General features: G+C 71.7%; 25 protein-coding genes. 12 read left to right on the top strand and 13 right to left on the bottom strand.

Annotation, left to right across the window (positions count from 1 at the left end; genetic code table 11):
* Nucleotides 1-3 precede the first annotated feature (3 nt).
* Together EDF34_RS14985 and EDF34_RS14980 are read left to right on the top strand one after the other, a co-directional pair.
* Nucleotides 4-525, top strand: a complete 522-nt coding sequence (locus EDF34_RS14985; protein ID WP_199737918.1) for a GNAT family N-acetyltransferase — start codon at nucleotides 4-6, stop codon at nucleotides 523-525.
* 40 nt (nucleotides 526-565) lie between these two features.
* A complete protein-coding gene (locus EDF34_RS14980) occupies nucleotides 566-1,666 on the top strand; it encodes a serine hydrolase (RefSeq protein ID WP_123372291.1) in 1,101 nt (366 codons plus the stop codon).
* A 4-nt stretch (nucleotides 1,667-1,670) separates the two neighbouring features.
* On the opposite strand, the gene EDF34_RS14975 is transcribed toward EDF34_RS14980, so the two are convergent.
* Together EDF34_RS14975 and EDF34_RS14970 are read right to left on the bottom strand one after the other, a co-directional pair.
* Nucleotides 1,671-2,501 carry a hypothetical protein gene (locus EDF34_RS14975; protein WP_148076652.1) on the bottom strand — a complete coding sequence of 277 codons (831 nt, stop codon included), beginning with the start codon at nucleotides 2,499-2,501 and terminating at the stop codon, nucleotides 1,671-1,673.
* Entirely contained in the window at nucleotides 2,498-3,040 is a 543-nt protein-coding gene (locus EDF34_RS14970) for an RNA polymerase sigma factor (protein ID WP_123372289.1), read from the bottom strand. Before EDF34_RS14970 ends, EDF34_RS14975 begins: the two co-directional genes overlap by 4 nt.
* A gap of 62 nt (nucleotides 3,041-3,102) precedes the next feature.
* On the opposite strand from EDF34_RS14970, the gene EDF34_RS14965 reads away from it, so the two are divergent.
* On the top strand, nucleotides 3,103-5,013 hold the full coding sequence (locus tag EDF34_RS14965) for a M3 family metallopeptidase (protein ID WP_123372288.1): 1,911 nt from the start codon (nucleotides 3,103-3,105) through the stop codon (nucleotides 5,011-5,013).
* Nucleotides 5,014-5,076: 63 nt separating this feature from the next.
* Here EDF34_RS14965 and EDF34_RS17915 read toward each other — a convergent pair whose 3' ends face one another.
* Nucleotides 5,077-5,913: a C40 family peptidase gene (locus tag EDF34_RS17915; protein WP_123372287.1), complete on the bottom strand. Its 837-nt coding sequence runs from the start codon at nucleotides 5,911-5,913 to the stop codon at nucleotides 5,077-5,079.
* 455 nt (nucleotides 5,914-6,368) lie between these two features.
* Between EDF34_RS17915 and EDF34_RS14955 the strand changes: the two genes are divergently transcribed.
* From EDF34_RS14955 to EDF34_RS14930, 6 genes are all read left to right on the top strand, one after another.
* Nucleotides 6,369-6,701 (top strand): helix-turn-helix transcriptional regulator, encoded by a 333-nt coding sequence (locus tag EDF34_RS14955; RefSeq protein WP_123372286.1) that lies wholly within the window; start codon nucleotides 6,369-6,371, stop codon nucleotides 6,699-6,701.
* A 3-nt stretch (nucleotides 6,702-6,704) separates the two neighbouring features.
* A complete protein-coding gene (locus EDF34_RS14950; RefSeq protein WP_123372285.1) occupies nucleotides 6,705-7,196 on the top strand; it encodes an SRPBCC domain-containing protein in 492 nt (163 codons plus the stop codon).
* 131 nt (nucleotides 7,197-7,327) lie between these two features.
* Nucleotides 7,328-7,669 (top strand): YciI family protein, encoded by a 342-nt coding sequence (locus EDF34_RS14945; RefSeq protein ID WP_123372284.1) that lies wholly within the window; start codon nucleotides 7,328-7,330, stop codon nucleotides 7,667-7,669.
* Between the two features lie 88 nt (nucleotides 7,670-7,757).
* Entirely contained in the window at nucleotides 7,758-8,690 is a 933-nt protein-coding gene (locus tag EDF34_RS14940) for an aldo/keto reductase family oxidoreductase (protein WP_123372283.1), read from the top strand.
* A 333-nt stretch (nucleotides 8,691-9,023) separates the two neighbouring features.
* On the top strand, nucleotides 9,024-13,463 hold the full coding sequence (locus tag EDF34_RS14935) for a CARDB domain-containing protein (protein WP_233575408.1): 4,440 nt from the start codon (nucleotides 9,024-9,026) through the stop codon (nucleotides 13,461-13,463).
* A gap of 137 nt (nucleotides 13,464-13,600) precedes the next feature.
* On the top strand, nucleotides 13,601-14,476 hold the full coding sequence (locus EDF34_RS14930) for an AraC family transcriptional regulator (protein WP_123372281.1): 876 nt from the start codon (nucleotides 13,601-13,603) through the stop codon (nucleotides 14,474-14,476).
* Nucleotides 14,477-14,488: 12 nt separating this feature from the next.
* Here EDF34_RS14930 and EDF34_RS14925 read toward each other — a convergent pair whose 3' ends face one another.
* Nucleotides 14,489-15,373 carry a hypothetical protein gene (locus tag EDF34_RS14925; protein WP_123372280.1) on the bottom strand — a complete coding sequence of 295 codons (885 nt, stop codon included), beginning with the start codon at nucleotides 15,371-15,373 and terminating at the stop codon, nucleotides 14,489-14,491.
* A gap of 128 nt (nucleotides 15,374-15,501) precedes the next feature.
* Between EDF34_RS14925 and EDF34_RS14920 the strand changes: the two genes are divergently transcribed.
* Together EDF34_RS14920 and EDF34_RS14915 are read left to right on the top strand one after the other, a co-directional pair.
* Nucleotides 15,502-16,908: a basic amino acid/polyamine antiporter gene (locus EDF34_RS14920; protein WP_123372279.1), complete on the top strand. Its 1,407-nt coding sequence runs from the start codon at nucleotides 15,502-15,504 to the stop codon at nucleotides 16,906-16,908.
* Nucleotides 16,905-17,366 (top strand): GNAT family N-acetyltransferase, encoded by a 462-nt coding sequence (locus EDF34_RS14915; protein ID WP_123372278.1) that lies wholly within the window; start codon nucleotides 16,905-16,907, stop codon nucleotides 17,364-17,366. Before EDF34_RS14920 ends, EDF34_RS14915 begins: the two co-directional genes overlap by 4 nt.
* A 4-nt stretch (nucleotides 17,367-17,370) precedes the next feature.
* Here the strand turns inward: EDF34_RS14915 and EDF34_RS14910 are convergent, their stop codons facing one another.
* The 9 genes from EDF34_RS14910 to EDF34_RS14875 all read right to left on the bottom strand — a co-directional run bounded on the left by EDF34_RS14910 (nucleotide 17,371) and on the right by EDF34_RS14875 (nucleotide 24,520).
* The gene (locus EDF34_RS14910; RefSeq protein ID WP_123372277.1) at nucleotides 17,371-18,165 is read right to left on the bottom strand and encodes a hypothetical protein; all 795 of its coding nucleotides are present in this window, start codon (nucleotides 18,163-18,165) and stop codon (nucleotides 17,371-17,373) included.
* The gene (locus EDF34_RS14905) at nucleotides 18,162-18,989 is read right to left on the bottom strand and encodes a hypothetical protein (protein ID WP_123372276.1); all 828 of its coding nucleotides are present in this window, start codon (nucleotides 18,987-18,989) and stop codon (nucleotides 18,162-18,164) included. The genes EDF34_RS14910 and EDF34_RS14905 overlap by 4 nt, the downstream gene beginning before the upstream one ends.
* Nucleotides 18,986-20,365, bottom strand: a complete 1,380-nt coding sequence (locus EDF34_RS14900) for a hypothetical protein (protein WP_123372275.1) — start codon at nucleotides 20,363-20,365, stop codon at nucleotides 18,986-18,988. Before EDF34_RS14900 ends, EDF34_RS14905 begins: the two co-directional genes overlap by 4 nt.
* On the bottom strand, nucleotides 20,362-20,604 hold the full coding sequence (locus tag EDF34_RS17440; RefSeq protein WP_148076651.1) for a hypothetical protein: 243 nt from the start codon (nucleotides 20,602-20,604) through the stop codon (nucleotides 20,362-20,364). Before EDF34_RS17440 ends, EDF34_RS14900 begins: the two co-directional genes overlap by 4 nt.
* Before the next feature lie 108 nt (nucleotides 20,605-20,712).
* A complete protein-coding gene (locus EDF34_RS14895) occupies nucleotides 20,713-21,474 on the bottom strand; it encodes an ABC transporter permease (protein ID WP_123372274.1) in 762 nt (253 codons plus the stop codon).
* Nucleotides 21,471-22,253, bottom strand: a complete 783-nt coding sequence (locus EDF34_RS14890) for an ABC transporter ATP-binding protein (protein ID WP_123372273.1) — start codon at nucleotides 22,251-22,253, stop codon at nucleotides 21,471-21,473. The genes EDF34_RS14895 and EDF34_RS14890 overlap by 4 nt, the downstream gene beginning before the upstream one ends.
* A gap of 30 nt (nucleotides 22,254-22,283) precedes the next feature.
* Complete coding sequence (locus EDF34_RS14885; protein ID WP_123372272.1) at nucleotides 22,284-23,129, bottom strand: DUF4097 family beta strand repeat-containing protein; 846 nt, start codon at nucleotides 23,127-23,129, stop codon at nucleotides 22,284-22,286.
* An 84-nt stretch (nucleotides 23,130-23,213) separates the two neighbouring features.
* The gene (locus tag EDF34_RS14880) at nucleotides 23,214-23,702 is read right to left on the bottom strand and encodes a histidine kinase (protein ID WP_123372271.1); all 489 of its coding nucleotides are present in this window, start codon (nucleotides 23,700-23,702) and stop codon (nucleotides 23,214-23,216) included.
* Nucleotides 23,703-23,767: 65 nt separating this feature from the next.
* Nucleotides 23,768-24,520: a methyltransferase domain-containing protein gene (locus EDF34_RS14875; RefSeq protein WP_123372270.1), complete on the bottom strand. Its 753-nt coding sequence runs from the start codon at nucleotides 24,518-24,520 to the stop codon at nucleotides 23,768-23,770.
* A gap of 60 nt (nucleotides 24,521-24,580) precedes the next feature.
* Between EDF34_RS14875 and EDF34_RS14870 the strand changes: the two genes are divergently transcribed.
* Complete coding sequence (locus EDF34_RS14870) at nucleotides 24,581-25,591, top strand: LacI family DNA-binding transcriptional regulator (RefSeq protein ID WP_123372269.1); 1,011 nt, start codon at nucleotides 24,581-24,583, stop codon at nucleotides 25,589-25,591.
* Nucleotides 25,592-25,645: the final 54 nt, after the last annotated feature.

Here is a 25,645-nt window from a genome sequence, read left to right as displayed (position 1 = left end):
GACGTGAGCGAGCTCGTGGTCCGGTCCTTCACCGCGGACGACGAGGCGCAGGCGCGCACCGCCCACGCGGAGCTGGCCGCGGAGGGCTTCGACTTCTGCCTCGGCCTGGAGCAGTCCGGGACGTGGTCGGCCTGGCTCGACCACCTCGTGGAGATCGAGCGCGGCCGGGACCTGCCGCCGGGCTGGGTGCCCGAGACCTTCGTCGGCGGCTTCGCCGGCGGCACGCTGGTGGGGCGCCTGTCCGTCCGCCACCGGCTCAACGCGCACCTCGCCCACGTCGGCGGGCACATCGGCTACGCCGTCCGGCCGGGGCACCGCCGCCGCGGGCGTGCGAGCGCGCTGCTCCGGCACGGCCTGCTGGTCGCGCGTGGCGTGGGCCTGGAACGTGTCCTGGTGACCTGCACGGACACCAACGTCGCATCGGCACGGACCATCGAGGGCGCGGGCGGGGAGCTCGAGGACGTCGTGGTGGTCCCCGGAACCGGGGAGCTGAAGCGCCGGTACTGGATCGCCACCCACGGCTGACCCGGGGTGCCATGTCGGCACCTGGGGGCATGCTGAAGCGATGGACGACGTGCAGCGGTCGGTCGAGGCTCACATCGGCGCGGGCGTGCACGGGGCGGCGTGGCTCGTGGACCGTGCCGGCGACGTCACCAGCGGGGTCGCCGGGCGGTACGGGCCCGTCGACGAGGCCATCGGGCCGGACACGATCTTCCGCATCTCCTCGGTGACCAAGCCTGTGGTCGCCGCGCTGGCCATGGTCCTGGTCGAGGACGGCATGCTCCGGCTCGACGATCCCGTCGACGCGCTGCTGCCCGAGCTCGCCGACCGCCACGTGCTGCGCTCTCCCGACTCCGCGCTCACCGACACGGTGCCCGCCGAGCGGCCCATCACCGTCCGCGACGTGCTGGAGTTCCGCACCGGGCTCGGCATGGACTTCAGCGGGCCGTTCCCGGGCCCCGTCCTCGGCGCGCTCGCGGAGCTCGGCCTCCCGGTCGGGCCGCCGGCCCCGCAGCAGGCTCCCGCGTCCGACGAGTGGATGCGGCTGGTCGGCAGCGTCCCGCTGTCCCACCAGCCCGGGTCGCGCTGGCTCTACAACACGAGCGCTCAGCTGCTCGGCGTCCTGCTCGGCCGCGCCACCGGCACCCCGCTGGACCGGCTGCTCGCCGAGCGGCTGCTCGACCCTCTCGGCATGCGCGACACCGGGTTCGTCGTCCATGACCTCGCCCGGTTCGGCCCGCAGTGGATGCCCGACGAGGTGCTGTACGACCCGGCGGACGGCCAGTGGGCCACGGCCCCCGCGTTCCCGGACGCCGCCGCCGGACTCGTCTCCACGGTCGCCGACCTGCACGCGTTCGCGAACATGCTCCGTTCGGGCGGGTTCCCCGTGCTCCGCCCGGACACCGTCGCGCTGATGACCGCCCCGCACGTCGGCCCGCTCGACGAGGCCGGCCGCGAGGCGTGGGGCCTCGGGCTCGGCGTCGCGCGGTTGGACCTGCCCGACGGCAGGCATGCCGGCACCTACGGCTGGGACGGCGGGATGGGCTCGACGTGGTGGACCGACCCGGTGACGGACACCGTCGCCATCCTGCTGACCACGGACGCGTGGTCCTCGCCGCAGCCGACGCCGATCTTCACGGAATTCTGGCGCGTGGCCTTCGGGTGAGCGGTCAGGGGGTGGCGGTCGGCTCGTCGTCGACGTCCAGCTTGAGGGGTACCCCCTTCGTACCGTCCTCGAGCACGGGCACGACCGAGGCTCCGGCGGAGTCGCCCGGCCACCACGCGACGAAGAAGCCGTTCGCGACGCTGGCCGTGACCGGCTCGCCCTCGGTGCGCGTCACCACCACCTGACGCACGCCCAAGCCCGCCTTGCCGACCACGGAGTACCAGGGTTCGGGGGCGTACTGCTGGTTCCACTGCACGAGCCGCACGGCATCGGCCGGTGGCGCCGCGGAGGTCCAGGTCTCGCTGCCCTGCGTCGAGCGGTACGAGTCAGCCAGGGCGCCTTCGATGGTGTCGCCGCCGCCCGTGAGCCGCACCTCGGACGACTTCCTCGTGAGCGGCCCGACCGAGCAGATCAGGGCGCCGTCGGGGCTCGCGACGACGGTCAGCGCGATGCTGCCGCGTCGGTCCGCGACGACACCGCGTGCGCCCGGGAGGTCGAACTCCTCGTCCGGGCCCATCCCGGCGTTCAGGTCGGACATCCGCATCTCGACGCACGCGTCACCCAGTACTGCGAGCGCGTGCGGTGCGATCGGCGCCGGCACCGCCGTCCAGCCTGCGAATGCCGGCTTGTCGACGCCGCTGGGCAGGGTGACGGCCACAGCGGTCACGCCCGCGATGCCGACCGCGAGGACGGCCCATCTGCGCACGGTCCGGCGAGGTGCCTGAGCAGGGGCGAGCCGCTCCTCGTCGATCCGGGCCATGAGCACGCGGTGGGCGGCCTCGAGCCCGTCGGGGTCGACGGGCGGGCGGGGCGCCAGCGAGGTGAGAGTCATCATCGGCCTTCCGTCGGGACGAGCGAGGTGAGAGCGGGCGCGGGCTTCGTGGCCCCGTCGAGCCGGCGACGGGCCCGGTGCAGGCGGACCTTGAACGCGGCGGCCGAGCAGCCCGCGACGGCGGCGGCATCGGCGGTCGACAGCCCGTCCCACGCGACGAGCAGCAGCGCCTCCCGGTCGGCCGCCGAGAGCTCGGCGAGCGCGCGCAGCATCGCGTCCCGCTCGGCGACCACGGCGTCCGCCCCCTGCGCGGACGCCGTGACCACCTGGAGCCGCGCGACCTCGTCGGCCAGCACCCGGGCGCGGTGCCGGGACCGGTGCTGGTTGGCGATCGTGTTCCGCGCGACGACCAGCAGCCACGGCAGCGGATCGCCGGGGACCGACGCCAGCCGGCGCCACGCGACGAGGAACGTCTCGGCGACGACCTCCTGCGCGCTGTCGCGGTCGACGTGCCGCAGCGCGTACGCCTGGATGCGGGCGGAGTACCGGTCCCACAGCTCGGCGAACCGCTGCGCGTCGGTCGCATCCTCGGAGGTGCTCACACCCTGAAGTGTCCCGAGCGGGGCAGAAGTTACCTGTTGACCCGCGCCGATATCGTCGGAGCATGCCCGCACCGACGACCTTCCCCGCCGACCCCGCCACCTGGCCCGCGTTCCTCGCCACGAGCGTCGACGCCGGGCTCGACGAGGGCCGTGCGCTCATCTCACGGCTCAAGGACGGCACCCCCCGCACGACGAGCGAGGTGCTCGAGCTGTGGAACGACACCGACATCGCGATCGGCACCGCCTCGGCCCGCGCCCACCTGTTCGCGGAGGTGCACCCGGACGCCGCCGTCCGCGAGGCCGCCGAGGCCAGCGCCCAGGCCGCCGAGGACCTGCTCACCGAGCGAGGCCTGGACCACGAGCTGTTCGAGGTGCTGGCCGCGACGGACGCGGCCGGCCTCGACGCCGACGCAGCCCGCGCCCGTGAGCACGTGCTGCGCGACTTCCGTCGCTCGGGCGTGGACCGCACCCCCGAGGAGCGCGAGCACCTGCGCGCTCTCGCCCAGCGCTGCACGGAGATCGGCCTCGAGTTCTCCCGCAACATCCGCGACGGCGTCCGCACGGTCCACCTGCGCCCCGAGCAGCTCGACGGCCTGCCCGACGACTACCGCGCCGAGCACCCGGCGGGGGACGACGGCCTCGTCGCCCTGACGACCGAGTACCCGGACATGGTCCCGTTCCGCACCTACGCGCACGACCCCGAGGCGCGTCTCGCGCTGACCCGCGAGTACCTGCTGCTGGCCTACCCGGACAACGAGCCGCTGCTCGCCGAGCTGCTCACGCTGCGCGCCGAGCGTGCGGCGCTGCTCGGGTACGAGGACTGGCCGACGTACGACACCGAGGTCAAGATGATCGGCTCCGGCCGGGCCATCGCCGAGTTCATCGAGCGCCTCGACGGCCTGACCGCCGGCCCGGCGCGCAGCGACGTCGAGACGATGCTCGCCCGCTTCCGCCAGGACAGCCCCGGGGCGACGGCGATCACGAGCGCCGACAACCTCTACTACGACCAGGTCATCCGCCGCGAGGACTACGACGTCGACTCCCAGGCTGTCCGCCAGTACTTCCGCTACCCCGCGGTGCGCAACGGCGTGCTCGACACGATCTCACGCCTGTTCGGCCTGACCTTCACCCCGGTGAACGCCGCGACGTGGCACGAGGACGTGACGGTCTACGACGTCGAGGACGAGGGCGCGCGCATCGGGCGGATCTACCTCGACATGCACCCGCGCGCCGGCAAGTTCAACCACGCCGCGCAGTTCTCCCTCACCCCGGGCATCCAGGGCCGGGCGCTGCCCGAGGGGGTGCTGGTCTGCAACTTCCCGACCGGCCTCATGGAGCACGACGACGTCGTGACGTTCTTCCACGAGTTCGGGCACCTGGTGCACGAGATCCTCGGCGGGCACCAGTCGTGGGCGATGTTCACCGGCGTCGCGACCGAGTGGGACTTCGTCGAGGCGCCCAGCCAGCTCCTCGAGGAGTGGGCGTGGGACACCGACGTCCTGCAGTCGTTCGCGACGAACGACGCCGGCGAGCCGATCCCCGCGGACCTCGTCGCCCGCATGCGTCGGGCCGACACGTTCGCGCGCGGCGCGTGGACCCGTCGCCAGCTCAACTTCACGGCGCTGTCCTACGGCCTGCACGCGGAGGCCCCCGCCGACCTCGCGGCGTTCACGGCCGCGGTCGACGAGCGCTTCGGGCCGTACGGGTCGATCCCGGACACCCACCAGTACGCGGGCTTCGGCCACCTGGAGGGGTACGGCTCGGCGTACTACACCTACCTCTGGAGCCTGGTCATCGCGAAGGACCTGCGCTCGGCGTTCACGGACGGGCTCATGGACCCTGTCGTCGGGCGCCGCTACCGCGACGCGATCCTGGCGCCGGGCGGGTCGGCCGACGCGGCGGACCTCGTCGAGCGCTTCCTGGGCCGGCCCACCTCGTTCGAGCCGTTCGAGGACTGGCTCACCGAGGCCTGACGCACGACGAACCCGCCCGGTCCTCCGGGCGGGCTCGTCGTCGTACGGGTGGTGCGAGGTGCGTCAGGCCGAGACGGCCTTCGCGTTGACCCGGATGAACGTCGGGTGCGACTGCCAGATCGAGCGGACCTGGATCGTCTTGCCCGGGCGGGGCGCGTCGATCATCTTGTTGCCGCCGAGGTAGATGGCGACGTGGCCCGGGGACCAGATGATGTCGCCCGGCTTGGCGTTCTTGCGCGAGACGGTCTTGCCGACGTGGTGCTGGGCCGACGACGTGCGAGGCAGCGACTTGACGCCCGCCTTCTTGAACACGTAGCTCGTGAAGCCCGAGCAGTCGAAGGCGCGGGGGCCGCTGGCGCCGCTGCGGTACGGGGTGCCCACGTACTTCTTGGCGACGGTCACGACCTTCGGCGTGCCCTTCTTCACCTTGATGACCGCGCTGCCCTTGGAGCGCGCGACGTGCGACGCGCCCTTGTAGATCGCGGTGATGCGGTGCTTGCCGGCCTTGAGCGTCCTGGAGACCTGGACCCTGGCGGTGCCGTGCTTGAGGGTCACGGTCTTCCACGTCTTGGAGCCGACCTTCAGGACGACCTTGCCGGAGGCGACGGCCCGCCCGACGTGGACCGTGACGCGCACCTTGGCGACGGCCTTACCGCGGGTCTGGGTCTTCTTCGAGAGGTGGACCTTCGTCTTCGAGTGCTTGGTGACGACGGTCGGAGCGTGGCTCGCGACGGTGGTGGTCGTCGGGGTCGCGGCCGAGGCGGGTGCGCTCAGGGCGACCGGGACGGCGACGACGAGGGCCAGGCCACCCGCGAGGGCGGCGAGGCGGCGGGAGACCCGCCGGGGACGTGCAGGGGTGGAGGGGACGGGCAGGACGTGACCGGGGGTGGTGGTCGTCATGAAGTTTCCTCGAACGCCTACGAACTGAGCTGTCGGATGCTCCGGTGACGCGATCTGCGCGTGTGTCCGGCGCGGGGCAGTGCCCCGTCGTGATGCACCCCGAGTGCGGGCGTGGAGCCCGCACGGAAAGAGTGGTTCGCCCGTCGCTGCCGGAGGTGAGGGGGATCCGGGACGGCGGCAGCGCTCGGCGTCCGGCCCGGAGGTTCGCCAGGTGGAGCCCGAAGAACCGCGGACGACGCTAACCGAACTCGTGTGAAGGTCACGATCTGATCACGGCTCTGAGGTGTGGGACGTGTGAAGATCGCACCCGCAGGCGCGACATATCGGACATTTGTGAGCGCGACCACTGGCTCGCGGCGTCAGGGATCCGCAGAAAAATCACCCACACGGTTGACGGCAGGCTGCCAACAAGGTGTACTTACGGCATCACGTAATTGCACAGATAGGCAAACACGATGCCGGATCCGCTCAGCACCACCTTCGCGGCCCTCGCCGACCCCACGCGCCGCGCGATCCTCGCGCGGCTCGCGCAGGGTCAGGCGACGGTCACCGAGCTGGCGGAGCCGTTCGCGATGAGCCTGCCGACCGTCTCGCGGCACCTCACGGCGCTCGAGAAGGCCGGTCTCGTCGTCAAGACCCGCGAGGCGCAGTGGCGTCCCTGCCGGCTCGAGACCGCACCGCTGCGAGGAGTCGACGACTGGCTCGCGACCTACCGCGAGTTCTTCGAGGGCCGCTTCGACCTCCTCGAGCAGCACCTGCGCACCCTGACCGACCCACCGAAGGAGTAGGACATGAGCACCGACCGCGGATTCACCGTCACCCGCCGCTTCGACGCCCCCCGGGAGCTCGTCTTCCGGGCGTGGACCGACCCGGAGCACCTGCAGTGGTTCGCGGGAGTTCCGCGCGACCCCGCCCACCCGACGACGGTCGACCTGCGGGTCGGCGGCGCGTGGCGGGTCCACCTCGTCGAGGACGAGGGCCGCGGTCGCGCCTACTGGACCGGTGGCCTCTACCGGGAGATCGCGGCCCCCGAGCGCCTGGTCTTCACCTGGGGCGCGGTGGGCGGGTGGCCCGAGCTCGACGTCGAGGACCTCGACGACCTGCCGGTCGCGACGATCGAGCTGCACGACGTCGACGGCGGGACCGAGATGGTCGCCCACTTCGGCTTCGCCGACTCGCTTGCCGACCAGCGCGTGGCGGAGTGGCTCGCGATGGGCGTCCGCAAGGGCTGGACCGACACCCTGTCCCGCATCGACGCCGAGGTCCTCGCGCTCGTCGGCTGATCAGGTCTTGATCCGGTCGTCGAGGACGAGGCGCCGGGTCGGATCGGGCCTGGCCGCGCTGTCGATCCCGGCGATGCCCGTCCGTCACAGTGGTGACGGGCGACGCAGGCTGACCCCACAGGAGGAGCGACATGACGCAGTACGCGATCTACTTCAACCAGCAGTGGGTCGGGGACCACCCAGCCGAGTGGTTCCAGAGCCGCGTGGAGCCCAGCACCGCTGTCGTGCGCGACATGGAGAGGGCCGGGGTCCTGGTGTTCGCCGGCGGGCTCGAGGAGAGCCTGGCTGACGCCTTCAGTGCGGACGCCACCAGCGGGACGATCTCGATCACCGACGGGCCCTACACCGAGACCTCCGAGCACCTGGGCGGGATCACCGTCATCGACGTGCCCGACCTCGAGACGGCCAAGATGTGGGCGGGCAGGGTGGCCGAGGGGTGCGGCTGGCCTCAAGAGGTCCGTGTCATCAGGTAGGACGCGGGGCCGACCGGTCGGGCGCGCGGTCGAGCCGTGCGAGGTGCAGGCTGTCTCTGACGACGCGACGCGCTGCAGGAGGACCACCGTGAAGACCTTCACCCTTGCCGGCACGGACATCACGGTGCCGAACGTGGTCCTCGGCCTCATGCGGATCGGCGACAAGTCCGACGACGAGGTCCGTGAGCTCGTGCACGCCGGCCGGGACGCCGGCATCGACTTCGTCGACCACGCGGACGTTTACGGCGACGAGCTGCACGCGTGCGAGCGGCGGTTCGCCGAGGCGATGCGGCTCAGCCCCGCCGAGCGCGACGCGATCACCATCCAGACCAAGTGCGGGATCGTCCCGGCGGACGGCACGTTCGACTTCTCCTACGAGCACATCGTCGAGTCGGTCGAGGGTTCCCTGGCGGCGCTCGGCACCGACCGCATCGACATCCTCCTGCTGCACCGACCCGACGCCCTCGTCGAGCCGGAGGAGGTCGCGCGTGCGTTCGACGAGCTCGAGGCCGCCGGGAAGGTCCGCGCGTTCGGCGTCTCCAACCAGACACCCGGCCAGATCGAGCTGCTCCGGAAGTTCGTGCGCCAGCCGATCGTGGCCAACCAGCTGCAGCTGTCGATCACGCACGCGCCGATGATCGCGCAGGGCGTCGCCGTCAACATGCTCGGCGAGGGGCAGTCGATCGACCGGGACCACGGCATCGTCGACTACTGCCGGCTGCACGACATCACCATCCAGGCGTGGTCGCCCTTCCAGGCGGGGTTCTTCACGGGCGTCTTCCTGGGCTCGAAGGACTACCCGGAGCTGAACGCGGTCATCGACCGCCTCGCCGCGACGTACGACGTCCCCCCGATCGCGATCGCGACGGCCTGGATCACGCGCCACCCGGCGAACATGCAGGTGGTGCTGGGGACGACGAACCCCGAGCGCGTGTCGGGTGCGGCGCTCGGCTCGGAGCTGCCGCTGACCCGCCCGGAGTGGTACGAGCTGTTCCGGGCCGCGGGTCACCTGCTCCCGTAGCGCTCGTCGCGCCCGGCCGGACTTCGCCCATCGGCCCCGGCGTCGCCGACCCTTGACCGCTCGGCGGTTCGTACGTAATGTCTGGGTTCCAACGCCGCAAGAAGTTGACAGACAGATCGCACAAAGCCGTGTGACTGTCGCAACACCGGTACGGCTGCCCGCTCCACCTGCTCGTGGGCTCGTCGTGCATCGCGCCTGCTCGTCGTCAGGGCCTCCCCCCAAGGTCATCGCCGTCACCCGTCCCGGGTCCCTCGTGCGTACCCGGGTACCCCTCGCCCCGCCTCGGCGGGAGAACCAGGACGTCCCATGAGATCTCGACCGAGAAGCTTGATCGTGGCCGGTGCCACGGTCGCGCTCGTCGCGCCGATCGGCATCGTCGCCGTGGCGCAGAGCGCGTCCGCGGCCACCGTGCTGCTGTCGTCGGGCAAGAGCGCCACCGCCAGCAGCTACAACCAGACCTACGTCGCCGGCAACGTGACCGACGGCAACCAGGGCTCCTACTGGGAGTCCGCCAACAACGCCTTCCCGCAGTGGGTCCAGATCGACCTGGGCGCCGCGTCGACCGTGACCGACGTGAGCCTCAAGCTGCCCAGCGGGTGGGGTGCGCGTGACGAGACGCTGTCCGTGCAGGGCTCGACCAACGGGTCGACGTTCAGCACGCTGAAGTCGTCGGCCACCTACTCGATCTCCGGCAGCGGCGCGGTCGCGATCGACGTCACCGACTCCTCGGCCCGGTACGTGCGCGTCAACGTCACCGGCAACACCGGCTGGCCTGCCGCGCAGCTGTCCGAGGTCGAGGTCTACGGCGAGAGCTCCACGCCGCCGGTCGACCCGCCCGCGGGCAGCAACCTCGCGCAGGGCCGGCCGATCGCCGCGTCGTCGGTCCAGCAGGGCTACGTCGCCGCGAACGCGGTCGACGGCTCGACCTCGTCGTACTGGGAGGGTGCCCCGGGCGCCTACCCGTCGAACCTCACCGTGACGCTCGCGCAGGCCTCCACGCTGACCGGCGTGGTCGTCAAGCTCAACCCCGACGCCTCGTGGGGCAACCGCTCGCAGACGTTCGCGATCCAGGGGAGGTCCGGGACCGGCGCGTTCACCGAGCTCAAGGCCTCCGCCGCGTACGCGTTCAGCCCGAGCACCGGCAACACTGTCACGGTCCCGGTGACCGGCAGCGCGACCGACGTGCGCGTCGTGTTCACGGCCAACTCCGGCTCGTCGAACGCCCAGGTCGCCGAGCTCCAGGTGATCGGCTCGACCACACCGGTGCCGACGAGCCCGGACCTGCAGGTCGCCTTCGTCGCGCCGACGGGCACGATCACGCCGAGCGACGCGATCACCCTGCAGGGCACGGTCCGCAACACGGGCACCGCGGCGTCGGCGGCGACCACCGTCGCCTTCTCGCTCGGCGGCCAGTCCGTCGGCACGGCGAACGTCGGAGCGCTCGCCGCCGGGGCGCAGGCCACGGTCTCGGTCAACGCCGGGACGCGCGCGGTCGGCACCTATCCCGTCGCGCTGAGCGTCGACCCGTCGGGCAGCGTCGCGGAGTCGAACGAGACCAACAACTCGGCCACGGGCTCGGTCACGGTCACGAACGGGACGCCGCCGACGAGCCCCGACCTGCAGGTCAGCATCGCGGGCACCACCCCGTCCGCGCCCACGACGACGGACGCCATCACGGTCGCCGCCACGGTCCGCAACACGGGCACCGCGGCCGCCGCGGCCACCACGGTCGCGTTCACGCTCGGCACCCAGTCCGTCGGCACTGCCTCGGTGCCGGCCCTGGCTGCCGGTGCGCAGGCGAACGTGTCCCTCTCCCTGGGCACCCGCGCCGCCGGGTCCTACTCGATCGCGGGCGCTGTGGACCCGGCCAACACGATCGCCGAGTCCAACGAGGCGAACAACTCGGGCTCCGCGTCCTTCACCGTCACCGACGTGAGCAACCCGCCGACGGGCAGCGACCTGGCGCTGGGGCGCCCGGCGACCGCGTCGTCGACCGAGTTCACGTTCGTCGCGGGCAACGCGGTCGACAGCGACGCGAGCACCTACTGGGAGGGCGCGGGGGGGCAGTACCCCAGCACGCTCGCGGTGAACCTCGCGTCGCAGTCGACGCTCCAGCAGGTCGTCGTCTCCGTGCCGCCGGTCGCCGCGTGGGGTCCGCGGACCCAGACGTTCTCGATCGAGGCGAAGGTGGGCAGCGGGCCGTGGAAGCCGATCAAGGCGTCGGCGGCGTACGCGTTCGACAACGCGTCGGGCAACAAGGTCACCGTGCCGGTCTCCGGCTCGGCCACCGACGTCCGGCTCGTCTTCACCGGCAACACCGGTTCGGGCAACGCCCAGGTCGCCGGCTTCAAGGTCGTCGGCGTCCCCGCCCCGAACCCGGACCTCACGGTCACCGCCGTGACCGCCAGCCCGACCGCGCCCGTCGAGGGCACCGCGATCACGCTGACCGCCACGGTGAAGAACGCGGGCAACCTCGCGTCGCCGGCCTCCACCGTGGACCTCACGGTGGACGGCGTCGTCGCCACCTCGGTCGCCGTGCCGGCCATCGCGGCGGGCGGGACGACGACGGTGAGCAAGTCGATCGGCACCAAGCCCGCGGGCAGCTACGCCGTGGGCGCCGTCGTCGACCCGACCAACGCCGTCGTCGAGCAGAACGAGGCCAACAACGCCTACGTGAGCGCGACGAAGGTGACCGTCTCCGAGGCCCCCGGCCCCGACCTGCAGGTGCTCGGCATCAGCTCGAGCCCGGCCAACCCGGCCGTGGGCTCGTCGGTCTCCTTCACCGTCTCGGTGAAGAACCGCGGCAGCCAGTCGGCGGGGGCGAGCGTCACGCGCCTGGTCGTCGGCAGCACCACGCTCAACGGCAGCACGGCCGCGATCGCCTCGGGGGCCACGGCCGCCGTCGCGGTGAGCGGCACGTGGACGGCTACCAGCGGCGGGGCCACGCTGACCGCGACGGCCGACGCGACCGGGACCGTCGCGGAGACCAACGAGAACAACAACACGTTCTCCCAGTCGATCGTCGTCGGCCGCGGCGCGGCCGTGCCGTGGACCTCCTACGAGGCGGAGTCCGGGACCTACACCGGCGCGCTCCTCGAGGCGGACGCGCTGCGCACCTTCGGGCACACGAACTTCGCGACCGAGTCCTCGGGTCGCAAGTCGGTGCGGCTGGCCAGCCAGGGGCAGTACGTGCAGTTCACGTCGACCAACGCCACGAATTCGATCGTCGTGCGGAACTCGATCCCGGACGCCGCGGGCGGTGGTGGCCAGGACGCCACCCTCAGCCTCTACGCCAACGGGACCTTCGTGCAGAAGCTCACGCTGTCCTCCAAGCACAGCTGGCTCTACGGCAACGTCGACGGCCCCGAGGCCCTGACGAACACGCCGGGGACCGACGCACGCCGGCTGTTCGACGAGACGAGCGCGCTGCTCGGCCAGTCCTACCCGGCCGGCACCGTGTTCAAGCTGCAGCGGGACGCGGGCGACAGCGCCGCGTTCTACGTCATCGACTCCGTGGACCTCGAGCAGGTCGCACCGCCGCTGGCCAAGCCGGCGGAGTGCACGTCGATCACCGCGTACGGCGCGGTGGCGGGCGACGGCGTCGACGACTCGACGGCCATCCAGGCGGCCGTGACCGCGGACCAGAACGGCCAGATCAGCTGCGTCTGGATCCCGGCCGGCCAGTGGCGCCAGGAGAGGAAGATCCTCACCGACGACCCGCTGAACCGCGGGATGTACAACCAGGTGGGCATCAGCAACGCCACGATCCGCGGTGCGGGCATGTGGTACTCCCAGCTCTACTCGCTCATCGAGCCGCAGGACGCCAACACCCTCAACCACCCGCACGAGGGCAACTTCGGGTTCGACATCGACGACAACGTCCAGCTGTCCGACATCGCGATCTTCGGCTCCGGCCGGATCCGCGGAGGGGACGGCAACGACGAGGGCGGCGTCGGCCTGAACGGTCGGTTCGGCAAGAACACCAAGATCACCAACGTCTGGATCGAGCACGCCAACGTGGGTGTCTGGGTGGGCCGCGACTACGACAACATCCCCGACCTGTGGGGACCGGCTGACGGGTTGCAGTTCTCCGGCATGCGCATCCGCGACACCTATGCGGACGGCATCAACTTCAGCAACGGCACCCGCAACTCCACGGTGTTCAACAGCTCGTTCCGCACCACCGGCGACGACGCGCTCGCGATGTGGGCCAACCCCTACGTCAAGGACCGCACGGTCGACAACGAGCACGACAACCGGTTCACCAACAACACGATCCAGCTGCCCTGGCGCGCCAACGGCATCGCGATCTACGGAGGCTCGAACAACGTCATCGAGAACAACCTGATCTTCGACACGATGAACTACCCCGGCATCATGCTGGCGACCGATCACAGCCCGCTGCCGTTCGGCGGGACCACGCTCATCGCCAACAACGGGCTCTACCGCACGGGCGGGGCGTTCTGGAACGAGGACCAGGAGTTCGGGGCCATCACCCTGTTCCCCTCCACGCTCGACATCACCGGCGTCACCATCCGGGACACCGACATCTACGACTCGACCTACGACGGGATCCAGTTCAAGAACGGCGGGGGCAACATGCCCGACGTCCGGATCACCAACGTCAAGATCGACAGGTCGAACAACGGCTCCGGCATCCTCGCGATGAGCGGCGCGCGCGGCAACGCGATCCTGACCAATGTCACGATCACGAACTCGCGTGACGGCGACGTCCTGAAGGAGCCGGGCTCGCAGTTCGTCTTCACGCCGTAGTCCACAGCCACGAGCGCCCCGCCTCCCGAGTTCGGGGGGCGGGGCGTTCGTGCACACCCGATCGAAGCGGGCCGGAAAGGTCGGGCGCCTCGCCGTCCGAGCACGGCAGGCTGGACGACGACAGGAGGAGACCCCCCATGATCGCCACGCTCAACCTCGCGGTGGACGCCGTCGACGCGCAGCTCGCCGCCGACCCGTCGGGTCCGGTGGACGTCGCCGACATCGCGACGCGCACGGGCACGACCGACCACCACCTGCGGCGGATGTTCTCGTCGCTGGCAGGGATGCCCCTGTCGGAGTACGTCCGACGTCGCCGGATGTCGATGGCCGCCTCCGACGTGGTGAGCACCGACGAGGACCTGCTGGCGATCGCGGTCCGCTACGGCTACGGCTCGACCGAGGCGTTCGGCCGGGCGTTCCGCGCCGTGCACGGCGCGGGCCCGGGTGACGTGCGGCGCAGCGGCGGTCCTCTACGAGCACAACCACGGATCAGGTTCCGCCTGACCGTCGAAGGGAGCATCCCCATGGACACCCGCATCGTCACGCTTCCGGCCGTCCGCCTCGTCGGGTACGCCACGCGCGTGCCCCTGATCCACGAGGGCGTGAACCCGCACATCGCGAAGCACGTCTCGTCCATCACGATCGAGCAGGTCGTCGACCTCAAGAGGTTCAACGACACCGAGCCGAAGGGCGTGCTGGCGGTCAGCGACGACCTCGACCCGGACCGGGCCGAGGGCAGCGAGCTCACGTACCTCCACGGTGTGGCGACCACCGCCCCACCGCCCGAGGGGCTGGACGCCATCGAGGTGCCGGCAGGGACCTGGGCCGTCTTCCACACCGTGGGTCCGCACCCGACCGTGCTGCAGGACGTCTGGGCAGCGACGGCCACGACGTGGTTCCCGTCCCAGCCGTGGCGGCTGCGCCCCGGCCCGGAGATCGTCGCGATGCTCGCCTACGACCCCGCGGCCGGAACGGCGACCTGCGAGCTGTGGCTGCCGGTCGAGCCCGCGTAGGGAGGGGCGAGGTCAGCCGTTGCGGCTGGCGCGGTAGCCGTGGGCGCGGGCCGCGGCCGGCGTGGTGAAGCACTCCTCGGCCTTGGTCACCGAGTACCAGCGGCCGCCGGGGACGTGGTAGATCCCGCTGTCCGCGTTGCCCTTGACCGGCGCCCAGCTCGGGCACTCGCCGTCGGAGTAGGGCGCCGCGTGGTTCGGCTTCTTCCCCGCCTTGATGACGAGCGTCTGGGTCTTGGTCTTCGTCTTGACCGAGGACCAGACCTTCGTCGTCGTGGTCGTGGTGACCTGCTTCTTCTTGTACAGGTTCTTGCCGGGGTCGAGCGTCGCCGAGAAGGCCTTGCCGACGGTCGGGACCGAGGCGAACTCGAGAGCGTTGGCGTCGTCGTCGTACCCCCACCACGGGTCGTCGTCGAACGCGCCGAGATTGCGGAGTGCCACGGTGCCGTCGAACGCGGTGCCGGTGCAGGACCCGTCCAGCTCGATGAGGCCCTCGTCGAGGACGTCGACCCGCGATGCGGTGCACGTCACTCGGGTCGTGCTGTAGGGCTTGACCGTCACGACGTTCTTGGTCGACGTCGTCGTCTTCTTCACCGTGCGGAACGTCTTGTACTTGGCGGTCGTCGTCACCTTGTAGGTGCCCGCGGCCAGCTTGACCGACGCCTTGTTCTTGGCGACCGTCGAGCCGCCCTTCTTCACGGTCAGCTTCGCCGAGACGACCTTCGCCGACTTCGCGTGCGTGACCTTCGGCTTCACGGTGACCTTCGACCCGTAGGCAGCGGTCTTCGAGGCGATCTTCCCGATCGTCACGGGCGTGGCCGCGGAGGCGGCGGAGACCCCGACCGTCATCGAGACGGCGACGAGGCACAGGGTCAGCAAGGAGGTCCACAGGCGGCGCATCGGGCGAGCATAGGGGCGACCTGTCGCGCCTCCGTGACATCACTGACCGGTTGATGAGGAACGCCCGAAAACTCGTCGCGTGACCTCGGACACGTCCACGGACCACGGCAGTCGCTAGCCTCGCGAGCATGACCGAGGTGAGGGAGGCATCCCGCCCGGCGACGCTGAGCGTCGTCACCCTCACCGCGGTCGTCATCGGCTCGATGGTCGGCGCGGGCGTGTTCTCGCTCCCGGCGCAGTTCGCCGCGGAGACGGGCGTGATCGGCGCGCTGATCGCGTGGGCCGTCGCGGGCACCGGGATGTTCATGCTCGCGCTCGTCTTCCAGCGCCTGGCAGTCCGCCGCCCCGAGCTCGACGCGGGCATCTACGCCTACGCCAAGGTCGGGTTCGGGCAGTACCTCGGCTTCTTCTCGGCGCTCGGCTACTGGGCCAGCGCGTGCGTGGGCAACGTGACGTACTGGGTGCTGATCATGTCGACGATCGGCGCGGTCGCACCGGAGCTCGGCGAGGGGGACACAGTGCTCGCAGTGGTGCTCGCGAGCGCCGGGCTCTGGGCGTCGTACGCGGTGATCCGCCGCGGGGTGCGGGAGGCGGCGGCGATCAACCGCGTCGTCACGGTCGCGAAGGTCGTGCCGATCGTCGTCTTCGTGCTGCTCGCAGCGTTCGCGTTCGACCCGTCCGTCTTCGTCGACAACCTCCGTGGCGACCCGGACGCCGGAAGCCTGTTCTCCCAGGTGCGCGGCACGATGCTCGCCACCGTCTTCGTGTTCCTCGGCGTCGAGGCGGCGAGCGTCTACTCCCGGCACGCGCGCTCCCGCCGAGACGTCGGCCGCGCGACGATGCTCGGGTTCCTCAGCGTCTTCGCGGTGTTCGCGTCGGTGACGATCGTGTCCTACGGCATCCTGCCGATGAGCGAGATCGCCGCGCTGCGGCAGCCGTCGATGGCCGGCGTCCTCGAGGCGGCGACGGGCGAGTGGGGCAGCGCGTTCATCAGCATCGGGCTCGTCGTCTCCGTGCTGGGCGCCTACCTCGCGTGGACGCTCATGGCGGCGGAGGTCCTGTTCGTCGCCGCGAAGGACGACGACATGCCGCGGTTCTTGCGCCGCTCGTCGGGCGACGACGTGCCCGTCAACGCCCTGACCCTGACGACCGCGCTCTCGCAGGTCGTGCTCGTGCTGACGCTGCTGTCGCAGGACGCGTTCGACTTCGCGCTGAGCATGACCAGCTCGCTCGTCCTCATCCCGTACGTGCTCGCGGCGGGCTTCGCGGTCCGTCTCGCGTGGGCGGACCGGGTCGGGCGGGTCGTCGCTCTGATCGCCGCGGCGTACACCGCGTTCCTGCTGGTGGCGGCCGGGCCCCAGTACGTGCTGGTCTCGTTCCTGTTCTACGCGCCGGCGTCGGTCCTGTTCGTGATGGCCCGACGAGAGCAGGGGCGGCGGGTCTTCTCGCGGGGCGAGCTCGTCGTCTTCGTGGTGTCGCTGGCGGCGGCCGTCGTCGCGATCGTCGCCCTGGTAGCAGGCTGGATCGCGATATGACCCTCGCCCTCCGCCCCTACGAGCCGCGCGACTGGACTGCCATCTGCCGCATCCACGACGCCGCACGCCTCGACGAGCTGCGGGGGTCCGTCGGCCTCGAGGCCTTCCTGGCGCTCGCCGACACCTACGAGGCAGAAGGCCTCTTCGAGAGCGACGTCTGGGTCGCGGAGCTCGACGGCGCGCTCGCCGGCTTCGTCTCGGCGTCGGCGGACGAGATCACCTGGCTCTACGTCGACCCCGCGCTCTACCGCCGGGGCGTCGCGCGTGCCCTGGTCGAGCACGTCCAGGCGCGGGCCACCGGGCGCCTCGAGCTCGAGGTGCTCGAGGGCAACGACAGCGCGCGGGCGTTCTACGAGCGGATGGGCTTCGTCTGGGAGGCCACCACCACCGGCAAGCTGGCCGGCAACGCGACGTTCCAGGCGACGGGTCACACGTTGGTGTGGCGGCCGGCGCGCTGACGCCTCAGGGTTGCGGCTGGCCGTCCACGCCGACGACGGTGCTGACCCCGGCACGGGCCGGGAACGGCTCCCACGCGCCGGGGTTGTAGCGCAGCGTGACGCCCTGGGAGATGGCGCGGTCGGCGAGGCCTACGGCGGGGTAGCCGTCCGCGACCATGGCGTCCTCGATGGCCCGCACCAGCTTCTCCGGGTGCCGTCCACCGAGGAACCACCAGACGAAGGGGGTGGACCGGAAGCGCGAGCCGGGCCGGACGGCGTCGGTCACGCCGCCGAGTCCGGGGATGGGGATCCACGTGCCCAGCGCGGTGTCCAGACCGTTGAGGGCCAGTGCCGTGCCGCTCGCGGCGCCGTGCCGGATGTGGGGCGATGACGCCGTCCGCCCTGGGAGGCGGCCCAGGAGGTTGGAGCGCCGGACCACCCGGACGCGGCCCGGGTCGACCGTCGACCACGGGATCGTGTAGCTCGACTTCGTGCGGAAGCCGACGACCAGGCCGTGCTCGCAGACGCGGTGCCGTTCGAGCACGCCGGAGCCGGCGATGAGCGCGACGAAGAAGAGGAACCCGCCGGCGATGGCCGCCGCGACGATCCGTCCCGCGTCGTCGGGCCGGGTCGCGATGAGGACGACGAGAGCGAGCACCAGCACGCCGACGATGATCCAGAAGACGTTGCCCGGCCACGAGCGGAACACCGCGCGTGCCCGTCCCATCGCGCGCCAGTCCTGCCCGGCTGCGGCGAGGAGGCGGTCGACCGCGTCGTCGCTGGTGTCGGAGAACTCGAGGAACTCGCCGGGCGCGCTCACGCGGCACCGATGACGTCGCGCCAGTGGTGCAGCACACCGTCGAGGTCGACCCCGTGGTAGCCGACGTCGTCGCCGACGGCCGTCGAGACGTAGCCGCCGCCGGGGCCGGTGAACACCCCGCTCCACGTCTCCTCGACCGAGCGGTCGGCGTCCGGGTCCTCGGGGTCGGGCAGGTCCAGTCGCGTGACGGTGATCGCCGCGGTGCTCCGGCCCACCTGCTCGAGCACAGGGTCCTGGCCGGCGACCTCGTCGCGGGTGAGCACGACGTCGAGGTCGGGCGCGGCGACGTCGGACGGGGCGCCGGACCAGGTGGTGACGAGCTGGGCGGTCTCGCCGCCGGTGGCCAGGACGAACTCGTGCTGGCCGACGTGGTTGACCAGCTCGGTCAGCCAGAGCCCGTCGCGCTGCTGGTAGAGCACGGCCCAGTCGCGCTGGTCGGCCGTCTGGCGCTCGGCGACCACCACGACGCCGGTGTAGCGGCGCATGCTGAGCAGCGCCAAGACCTGCGGGTCCGCGTGGAAGGCGAACGTGGCCGTCTCGGAGTCGATCGGGATCGCCCGGTACACGCCGCGCGCGGTGAGCCCCCGCAGCGCCGCGGTGAGGGCCGTCTGCTGCTCGGCCTCGGACAAGGACGAGTACCAAGGGCTCGGCGCCGTCGCCGCGCCGTCCGGCCCGTCAAGCCCGACCAGCTCCTCGTCGGTGAAGCTTCCGAGGACCTGGAGCTGGTCCGTGGCCGCGACGAAGAGGCCGAGGCGAGCCTCGACCACGGCGTCGGACTCGGGCGTCGCCAGGTCGAACAGGTCCTCCATGGACGGCAGGCTCACCCGAACAACCCCTTCCATACCTTTTTGGCTCCGTCGGCTACGGCGCCACCGACATCCTTCGCCCGATCGCCGACCCAGCCCGCGGCCTTCTTGGCCCCGTCGGCGATGGCCTCACGGTTCTCGTAGACCCAGCAGCCGACCGCGACCACGCCAGCGACAGCCACGATGGCGGCACCGACCGGCGTGACCATCGCGCCGAACGCCATCGCGGTCATCAGCACGCCACCGGTGGCAGTCGCGACACCCCCGAGACCGCGCGCGACGCGGTCGTCGGTCGCCATCGAGCTGTCCGTGACGGCGGTGTACATGTCGTACCCGCCGGCGACGACACCGAGTGGCCCCAGCACCTTGGACGCGAACGGCATGGCCGCGCGGACCGGCCGCATGGCTGACTCGAAGCGGCCGAGCTTGCCGACGATCTGCGCAGCCGAGGCCTCGGGCGCGAAGGCGCTGGCGCGCTGGAGCGCAGCGGCCTCACCGATGAAGCCACGGGACTGCTTGTAGATCCACTGGGCCTGCCGCACGTCTGCGGGCAGCGAGCTGCCGATGGTCTTGCCCAGCGCCCTCTCAGCGGCCTGGTAGGCCTTGAGGGACTGGGGGTCGAGCACGTTGAACGGACCGTTCGTGATCGCCTGGTAAGCCCCGCGCGCGTCCATGAACTCCTTTTCGGCCTTGAGCGCAAGACCGGGCGCGCGCACGAACTTCAGGGTTCCGTAGAGCGACCACGCCTTCGTCCCGGCCTTGACGGCGTGGGTGACCACGTTCTTCGCCAGCTGGGTGTCGGGGTTGCGGTAGGCGTCCAGCAGGTCGTCGGCCGCGAGGTTGACGCCGCTTGGCGAGTTGGTGACGGCCGCACGCTGCCAGGCCTTCATGGGCGTGAGCGACCCGGCGTTCGGCACCCACGTGTCGATCTCGCCGTGCAGCGTGCTCGCCACCGTGCGTCGCGCCGCGTCGAGCGCGTCATGGGCGCGCTCGGCCGTCCGCGTCTCGGCGACCATGTCGTCGTGGTACGCGTCCACCAGGTCGGTGTCGCCGGTGGCCCGGGCTCGGCGCCACAGCGTCTCGGCGTGCGCGTGCCGCGACTGGGCTCCCCGGATCGAGTCCTGCGCGGTCTCGAGCGCTTCCGCCCAGTCGGCCAGGGCACCTCGGACCGTCACGAGGGACAGGCCGACCGAGCCGGCCGCCTTCGCCGCGTCCGAGCGTGCGGCAGAGAATGCCGCCACCCGGGCCGCGGGCAGGGCACCGGCCGCCTGGCCGCCGAGGGTCGTCAGGCGGTTCCCGCGGGTCTCGCCGATCGTCGTCGCCAGAGTCGCGACCGTGGACGCCGCGCTGCGCAGCGCCCCGGGGTCGCCCGTCGGGACGGTGAACGTGCTCACTGCGGGACCATCCCGGTCGCCCGACGAAGCTGGGTGCCGGCCGTGCTGGACCCCTCGGACAGGCCCTGCACGATCGTCGCCGTCGCCAGCACGACGCCGCCGATCGCGGCGAGTGCCGTCTCGGCGAGGTCGGCCACCTGGGCGTCACCAGCAGCCGATGCCGCGGACTTGCCCTGTGTTGCGACCTGGCTCGCGTCCCTCGAGAGGTCGGCCGAGAGGTGGTCGAGGCCTGTCGCCACGGTCGCGAGAGTGTGCGGATCTCCGCCGGCGAATCCCATGAGCCCCCCTGAGGTGTGTCCCCGGGGGCACACCCTACTGAAGTCGCTCGGCTCGCTGGCGCCGAGCGGTCAGCTGACCTTGCGCCGGTAGACGGCCATGGCACCGAGGAACGCGAGCACCAGGATGCCGAGGCACCAGCCGAGCGCGATCCAGATGTCGTTGCCGACGGGCTGCTGGGCGAACAGGTCGTGGATCGTGTTGACGATGGACGTGACCGGCTGGTGCTCCGCGAACGCCCGCACCGGGCCCGGCATCGTGTCCGTCGGGACGAAAGCCGAGCTGATGAACGGCAGGAAGATCAGCGGGTAGGAGAACCCGGCGGCGCCGTCGACCGTCTTCGCCGAGAGGCCCGCGACGACCGCGACCCAGGTCAGCGCGAGGGTGAACAGCGCCAGGATCCCCGCCACGGCCAGCCAGGCCAGCACGCCTGCCGACGTGCGGAACCCCATGAGGAGCCCGACGGCCACGATGATCACGATGGACAGCCCGTTGGCGACCAGCGACGTCAGCACGTGCGCCCACAGCGCGGAGGACCGGGCGATCGGCATCGAGTGGAACCGTTCGAAGATCCCGCTCTGCAGGTCGGTGAACAGCCGCACCGCGGTGTAGGCGATGCCCGACGCGATCGCGATGAGCATGATCCCGGGCAGCAGGTAGGTCACGTAGCTGTCGGTGCCGGTGTCGATCGCGCCGCCGAGCACGTAGACGAACAGCAGCATGATGGCGATCGGCGTGATCGCGGTGGTGATGATGGTGTCCACGCTGCGGGCGATGTGGCGCATCGACCGGCCCGTCAGGGCGGTGGTGTCGGCGACGAACGGGGTGCTCATGACTGGTCCTTTCCGGCGTTGTGCCCGACGAGGGCGAGGAAGATCTCTTCGAGGGTCGGCTGCTTCTCCACGTACTCGACCGTGGCCGGGGGGAGCAGCGTCTTGAGCTCGGCGAGGGTGCCGTTCGCGATGATCCGGCCCTCGTGCAGCACCGCGATACGGTCCGCGAGCTGTTCCGCCTCGTCGAGGTACTGCGTGGTGAGCAGGACGGTCGTGCCCTGCCCCGCGAGCTCGCGGATGACGCGCCACACCTCGAGGCGTGCCTCCGGGTCGAGCCCGGTCGTCGGCTCGTCGAGGAAGACGACCCTCGGACGGCCGACGAGGCTCATGGCGATGTCGAGCCGGCGACGCATGCCGCCGGAGTAGGTCGCCACGCGACGGGAGGCGGCGTCGACGAGGTCGAAGCGCTCGAGCAGCTCGTCGGCGACGTCCCCGGGCGCCTTCAGGTGCCGCAGCCTCGCGACCAGCACGAGGTTCTCCCGGCCGGTGAGGATCTCGTCGACCGCGGCGAACTGGCCCGTGAGGCTGATGGACTCGCGGACCCGGACCGGGTCGGCCGAGACGTCGTGCCCCTGGACGGTCGCCGTGCCGGCGTCGGGACGCAGGAGCGTGGACAGGATGCGGACGAGAGTCGTCTTGCCCGCCCCGTTCGAGCCGAGCAGCGCGAACACGGTGCCGGGCGAGACCTCGAGGTCGACGCCTCGCAGGACGTGCAGCTGGCCGTAGGACTTCTCGACGCCTCGGAGCCGGATCGCCGGTTCTGCGGTGGTGGTGGTCATGGTCGTGGTTCCTCTCGTGCGCGTGCGTCCTCAGCGGGCGCGCTGAACGGTGATGTCGCCGGACTGGGTGCGGGCGCGGACGGCGACCGCCTGCTCGGACTCGGCGGGCGCGGCCTCCGCGTCGAGCTTGTTGCGGACGTGGCCGGTCTTGGCGGACAGGTCGAGCCAGGCGGCGACGCCCGGCAGGACGCCGATCGTGACCTGGCCGTGGCCGCTCTCGACCTGGACCGAACCGGTCGAGACCTCCGCGAGCTCGACGCTGCCGTAGGCCGTCCGTGCGGTGACGGAGCCGAGGGCCCGAGCGATCTCGAGGTCGCCGTAGGAGAGCTTCGCGTCGACGTCGCCGCCGACCTCGTCGATCCGGACGGTGCCGTGCGACGCCTTGAGCAGGGCGTCGCCGGTCGCGGTGCCGATGCGGATCTGGCCGTAGTCGGCGGTGACGTCGGCGCCGCCGTCGACGGTCCCGACGGTCACGTTGCCGTGCGAGGCGCGCACCGACAGGTCGCTCGTCGCCTCGAGGTCCACCGAGCCCGACGAGCTCTTGATGCGGGTCGCGCCGAGCCGGCCGACCGCCCGCAGGCCGCCGAGCGCGACCTCCGCGGTCAGCCGGGAACCGGCCGGCAGCTCGACCGAGATGTCGACCGACTCGTTGGGGCCGATCCAGGCGAACCGGGGCCGAGGACCGGTGATGGTCAGACGCTGTCCGTCGAAGTCGACCTTGGTGTCCTGGGCGCCGCGGACGTCGTTCGCCTTGGCCGGGTTGGTGGGCGTGACCGTGACGACGGTGTCCTGACGGTCGCCGGCCACGATGTCGATCGCACCGACCGGCAGGTTGACGGCGAGGTCGATCGGGGTGGGGGTGCTGTACGCGGGCATGCTGACGCCTTCCTTCATTTCGGGTGTGTTCGGCCGGCCCCGCGGGTTCGCGTGGCTGGTGGGTCGTGCGGGTGAGGGCCGGGGCTAGCGCGCCCAGCCGGCGAAGCTGTCTCCGGTGCGCAGCGCCCGCTGCGCGGACCGGCGCTGCTTGGGTTCGAGCGCGGCCGCGACGGCGCGGACGAGCCAGGTGTTGACCGACAAGCCGTCGGCCGTCGCGGCCTCGTCGACCCGGGCCTTGAGGGCGTCCGGGAGGCGGAGCGTGGTGCGCGACGTGCTCACGTCGTCGAGGTCGACGGCCGCGGGTGCCGGCTCGTCGCCCTCGGTCTCCGTGCTCGGCTGCGTGACGACGAACTCGACCTCCCGGCCGCGCAGCCGCAGGTCGACCGAGCCCGGGGCGAGGTCACGCGTGATCTCCCCGACCGCAGCCGACAGGACGTCCAGCAGGACGAGCCGCGCGGCGGCGTCCAGCCCGGCGGCGATCCGCTCGGCCACGGCACGGGTCTCCTCCGTGCCGGTGTCGGCGGTGCTCACCAGCTGGCGCTGGAGGTCGCTGAGGTGCTGTCCGATGTCCATGGCACCAGCGTGACACCATCGTGGTGTCACGTCAAGCCCTTCTGGTGTCACGTGGTGTCACGACCTCAGATCCGGGTCGCGACCACCTGCCACATGCGCGCAGTGCGCAGGTACGGCTCGCGGTCGCAGAGCACGAGCTCGAGCGCCTCGAGCTCGGCGTAGAAGGCGGGATCGCCCTTGCGCTCGTCGTCCGTGAGGTAGTCCGTCACGCACCGCACGCCGTACTGGGTGACGGCGCCGAAGCCCGCGCCGGCGAGCGCCGCGATCGCCTCGTCGGCCTCCACGCGGCGCACGTCGTGCTCGAAGGTGACGGTGCGGATCGTCGGCGCGTCCAGCAGGGCCGTCGCCTCGGCGAGGTCCGCCCGCCGGATGGCGGCCACGAGCACCTCCGCCGTCGGGTTCGGTGCCATGAGCGAGATCGCGCCCGACGTGGCGACCGCGCCTGCCAGCGCCTCGACCGCGAGGGGCGTGGACGGGAGGTGCTGGACGACGTTGTGGCACAGCACCAGGTCGAACGCGCCCAGCCCGAGCGAGCCCAGGTCGCCGAGGTCCGCTCGTATGGTGGCCAGCCCGCGCGAGGCCGCCTGCTCGAGCAGGTCCGTCGACCGGTCGAGCACGGTGACGTCATGCCCGGCGGCAGCCAGGGGCGCGGAGTCGGCACCGTCGCCCCCTCCGACGTCCAGCACCCGTAGCCGGCCGGAACCCAGGGCCGCGCACGTGCGGGCCAGGGTCTCGGCGACGACCCGGTACCGGATCCGCCCCCAGGGCGACTCCTGCCACGTCCGCCACGCGTCGAGGTGCTCGTCGAAGGCGGTCATCGACCCGACCCTAGACGGACCAGTCTCGCCCACCCGCCCCGCGCGTGAGAACCTGCGGGGGTGTCTCACGGCATCGAGGACGTGGCACGTGCAGCGGGCGTCTCCACGGCGACCGTCTCGCGCGCCCTGCGCGGGCTGCCCAACGTGGCGCCGTCCACGCGCGACCGCGTGCTGGCGATCGCGCACCAGCTGGGATACGTCGCGTCGCCCTCGGCGGCCTCGCTGGCCTCTGGTCGCACCCGCACCATCGGGGTCCTGACGCCCTGGATCAGCCACTGGTTCTTCGCGAGCGTGATCGAGGGGGCCGAGCGCACCCTGCGCGCGTCCGACTTCGACGCGCTGCTGCACACGTTCGAGATCTTCCGCGGCGGCCCGCGACGCGTCGTGGACGCCTCGGTCCTGCGGCGACGGGTGGACGGCCTCCTCGTGGTCGGGCTCCCGCTCGCCGACGACGAGATCGGCGACCTGGCCGGGCTGGGGGTGCCGCTGGTGTTCGTCGGCTCCGGTCCGCCGGGCCGCGTCCTCGTCCGCCTCGACGACCAGCTCGCAGCCCGGACGGCGACCGAGCACCTCATCGAGCTCGGGCACACCCGCATCGCCCACCTCACGGGGGACCCCGGCGACGTGCTGCCGTGGTCGCCCGCTGAGCAGCGCGTCGTCGGGTGGCGCGAGGCGATGGCGGCCGCCGGGCTGCCGGCGCCGAAGGAGCTCGAGGTGCACGGGTACTTCGACGTCCCCGGCGCGCGGGAGGCGGCGACGGGTCTGCTGCGGTCCCGCCCCGACGTGAGCGCGGTGTTCGCGTCGTCGGACGAGATGGCGATGGGGGTCGTGCTGGCGGCGGCCGACCTGGGCCTGCGCGTCCCGCAGGACCTGTCGGTGATCGGCATCGACGGGCACGACCTCGGGGACCTCATCGGCCTCACGACGGTCGCGCAGCACGCGGTCGAGCAGGGCGTGCGCGCCGCGACGATGCTCCTGGACCTCGTCGCGGGGGGCGTCGTGCCGCTCATCACGACGTTCCCGACGCGCCTGGTGATCCGCCGGACGACGGGTGCCGCGCCCGTCGGGTGACCCAATCGTTACCTTTCTGTGCGCCCGCTGTGGTTGTGCCTCGGCGCCGTAAGC

The sequence above is a fragment of the Cellulomonas sp. PhB150 genome (assembly GCF_003755175.1).
In the GTDB taxonomy this organism is placed as follows: domain Bacteria; phylum Actinomycetota; class Actinomycetes; order Actinomycetales; family Cellulomonadaceae; genus Cellulomonas.
This window is presented reverse-complemented; position numbering and strand designations above follow the sequence as displayed.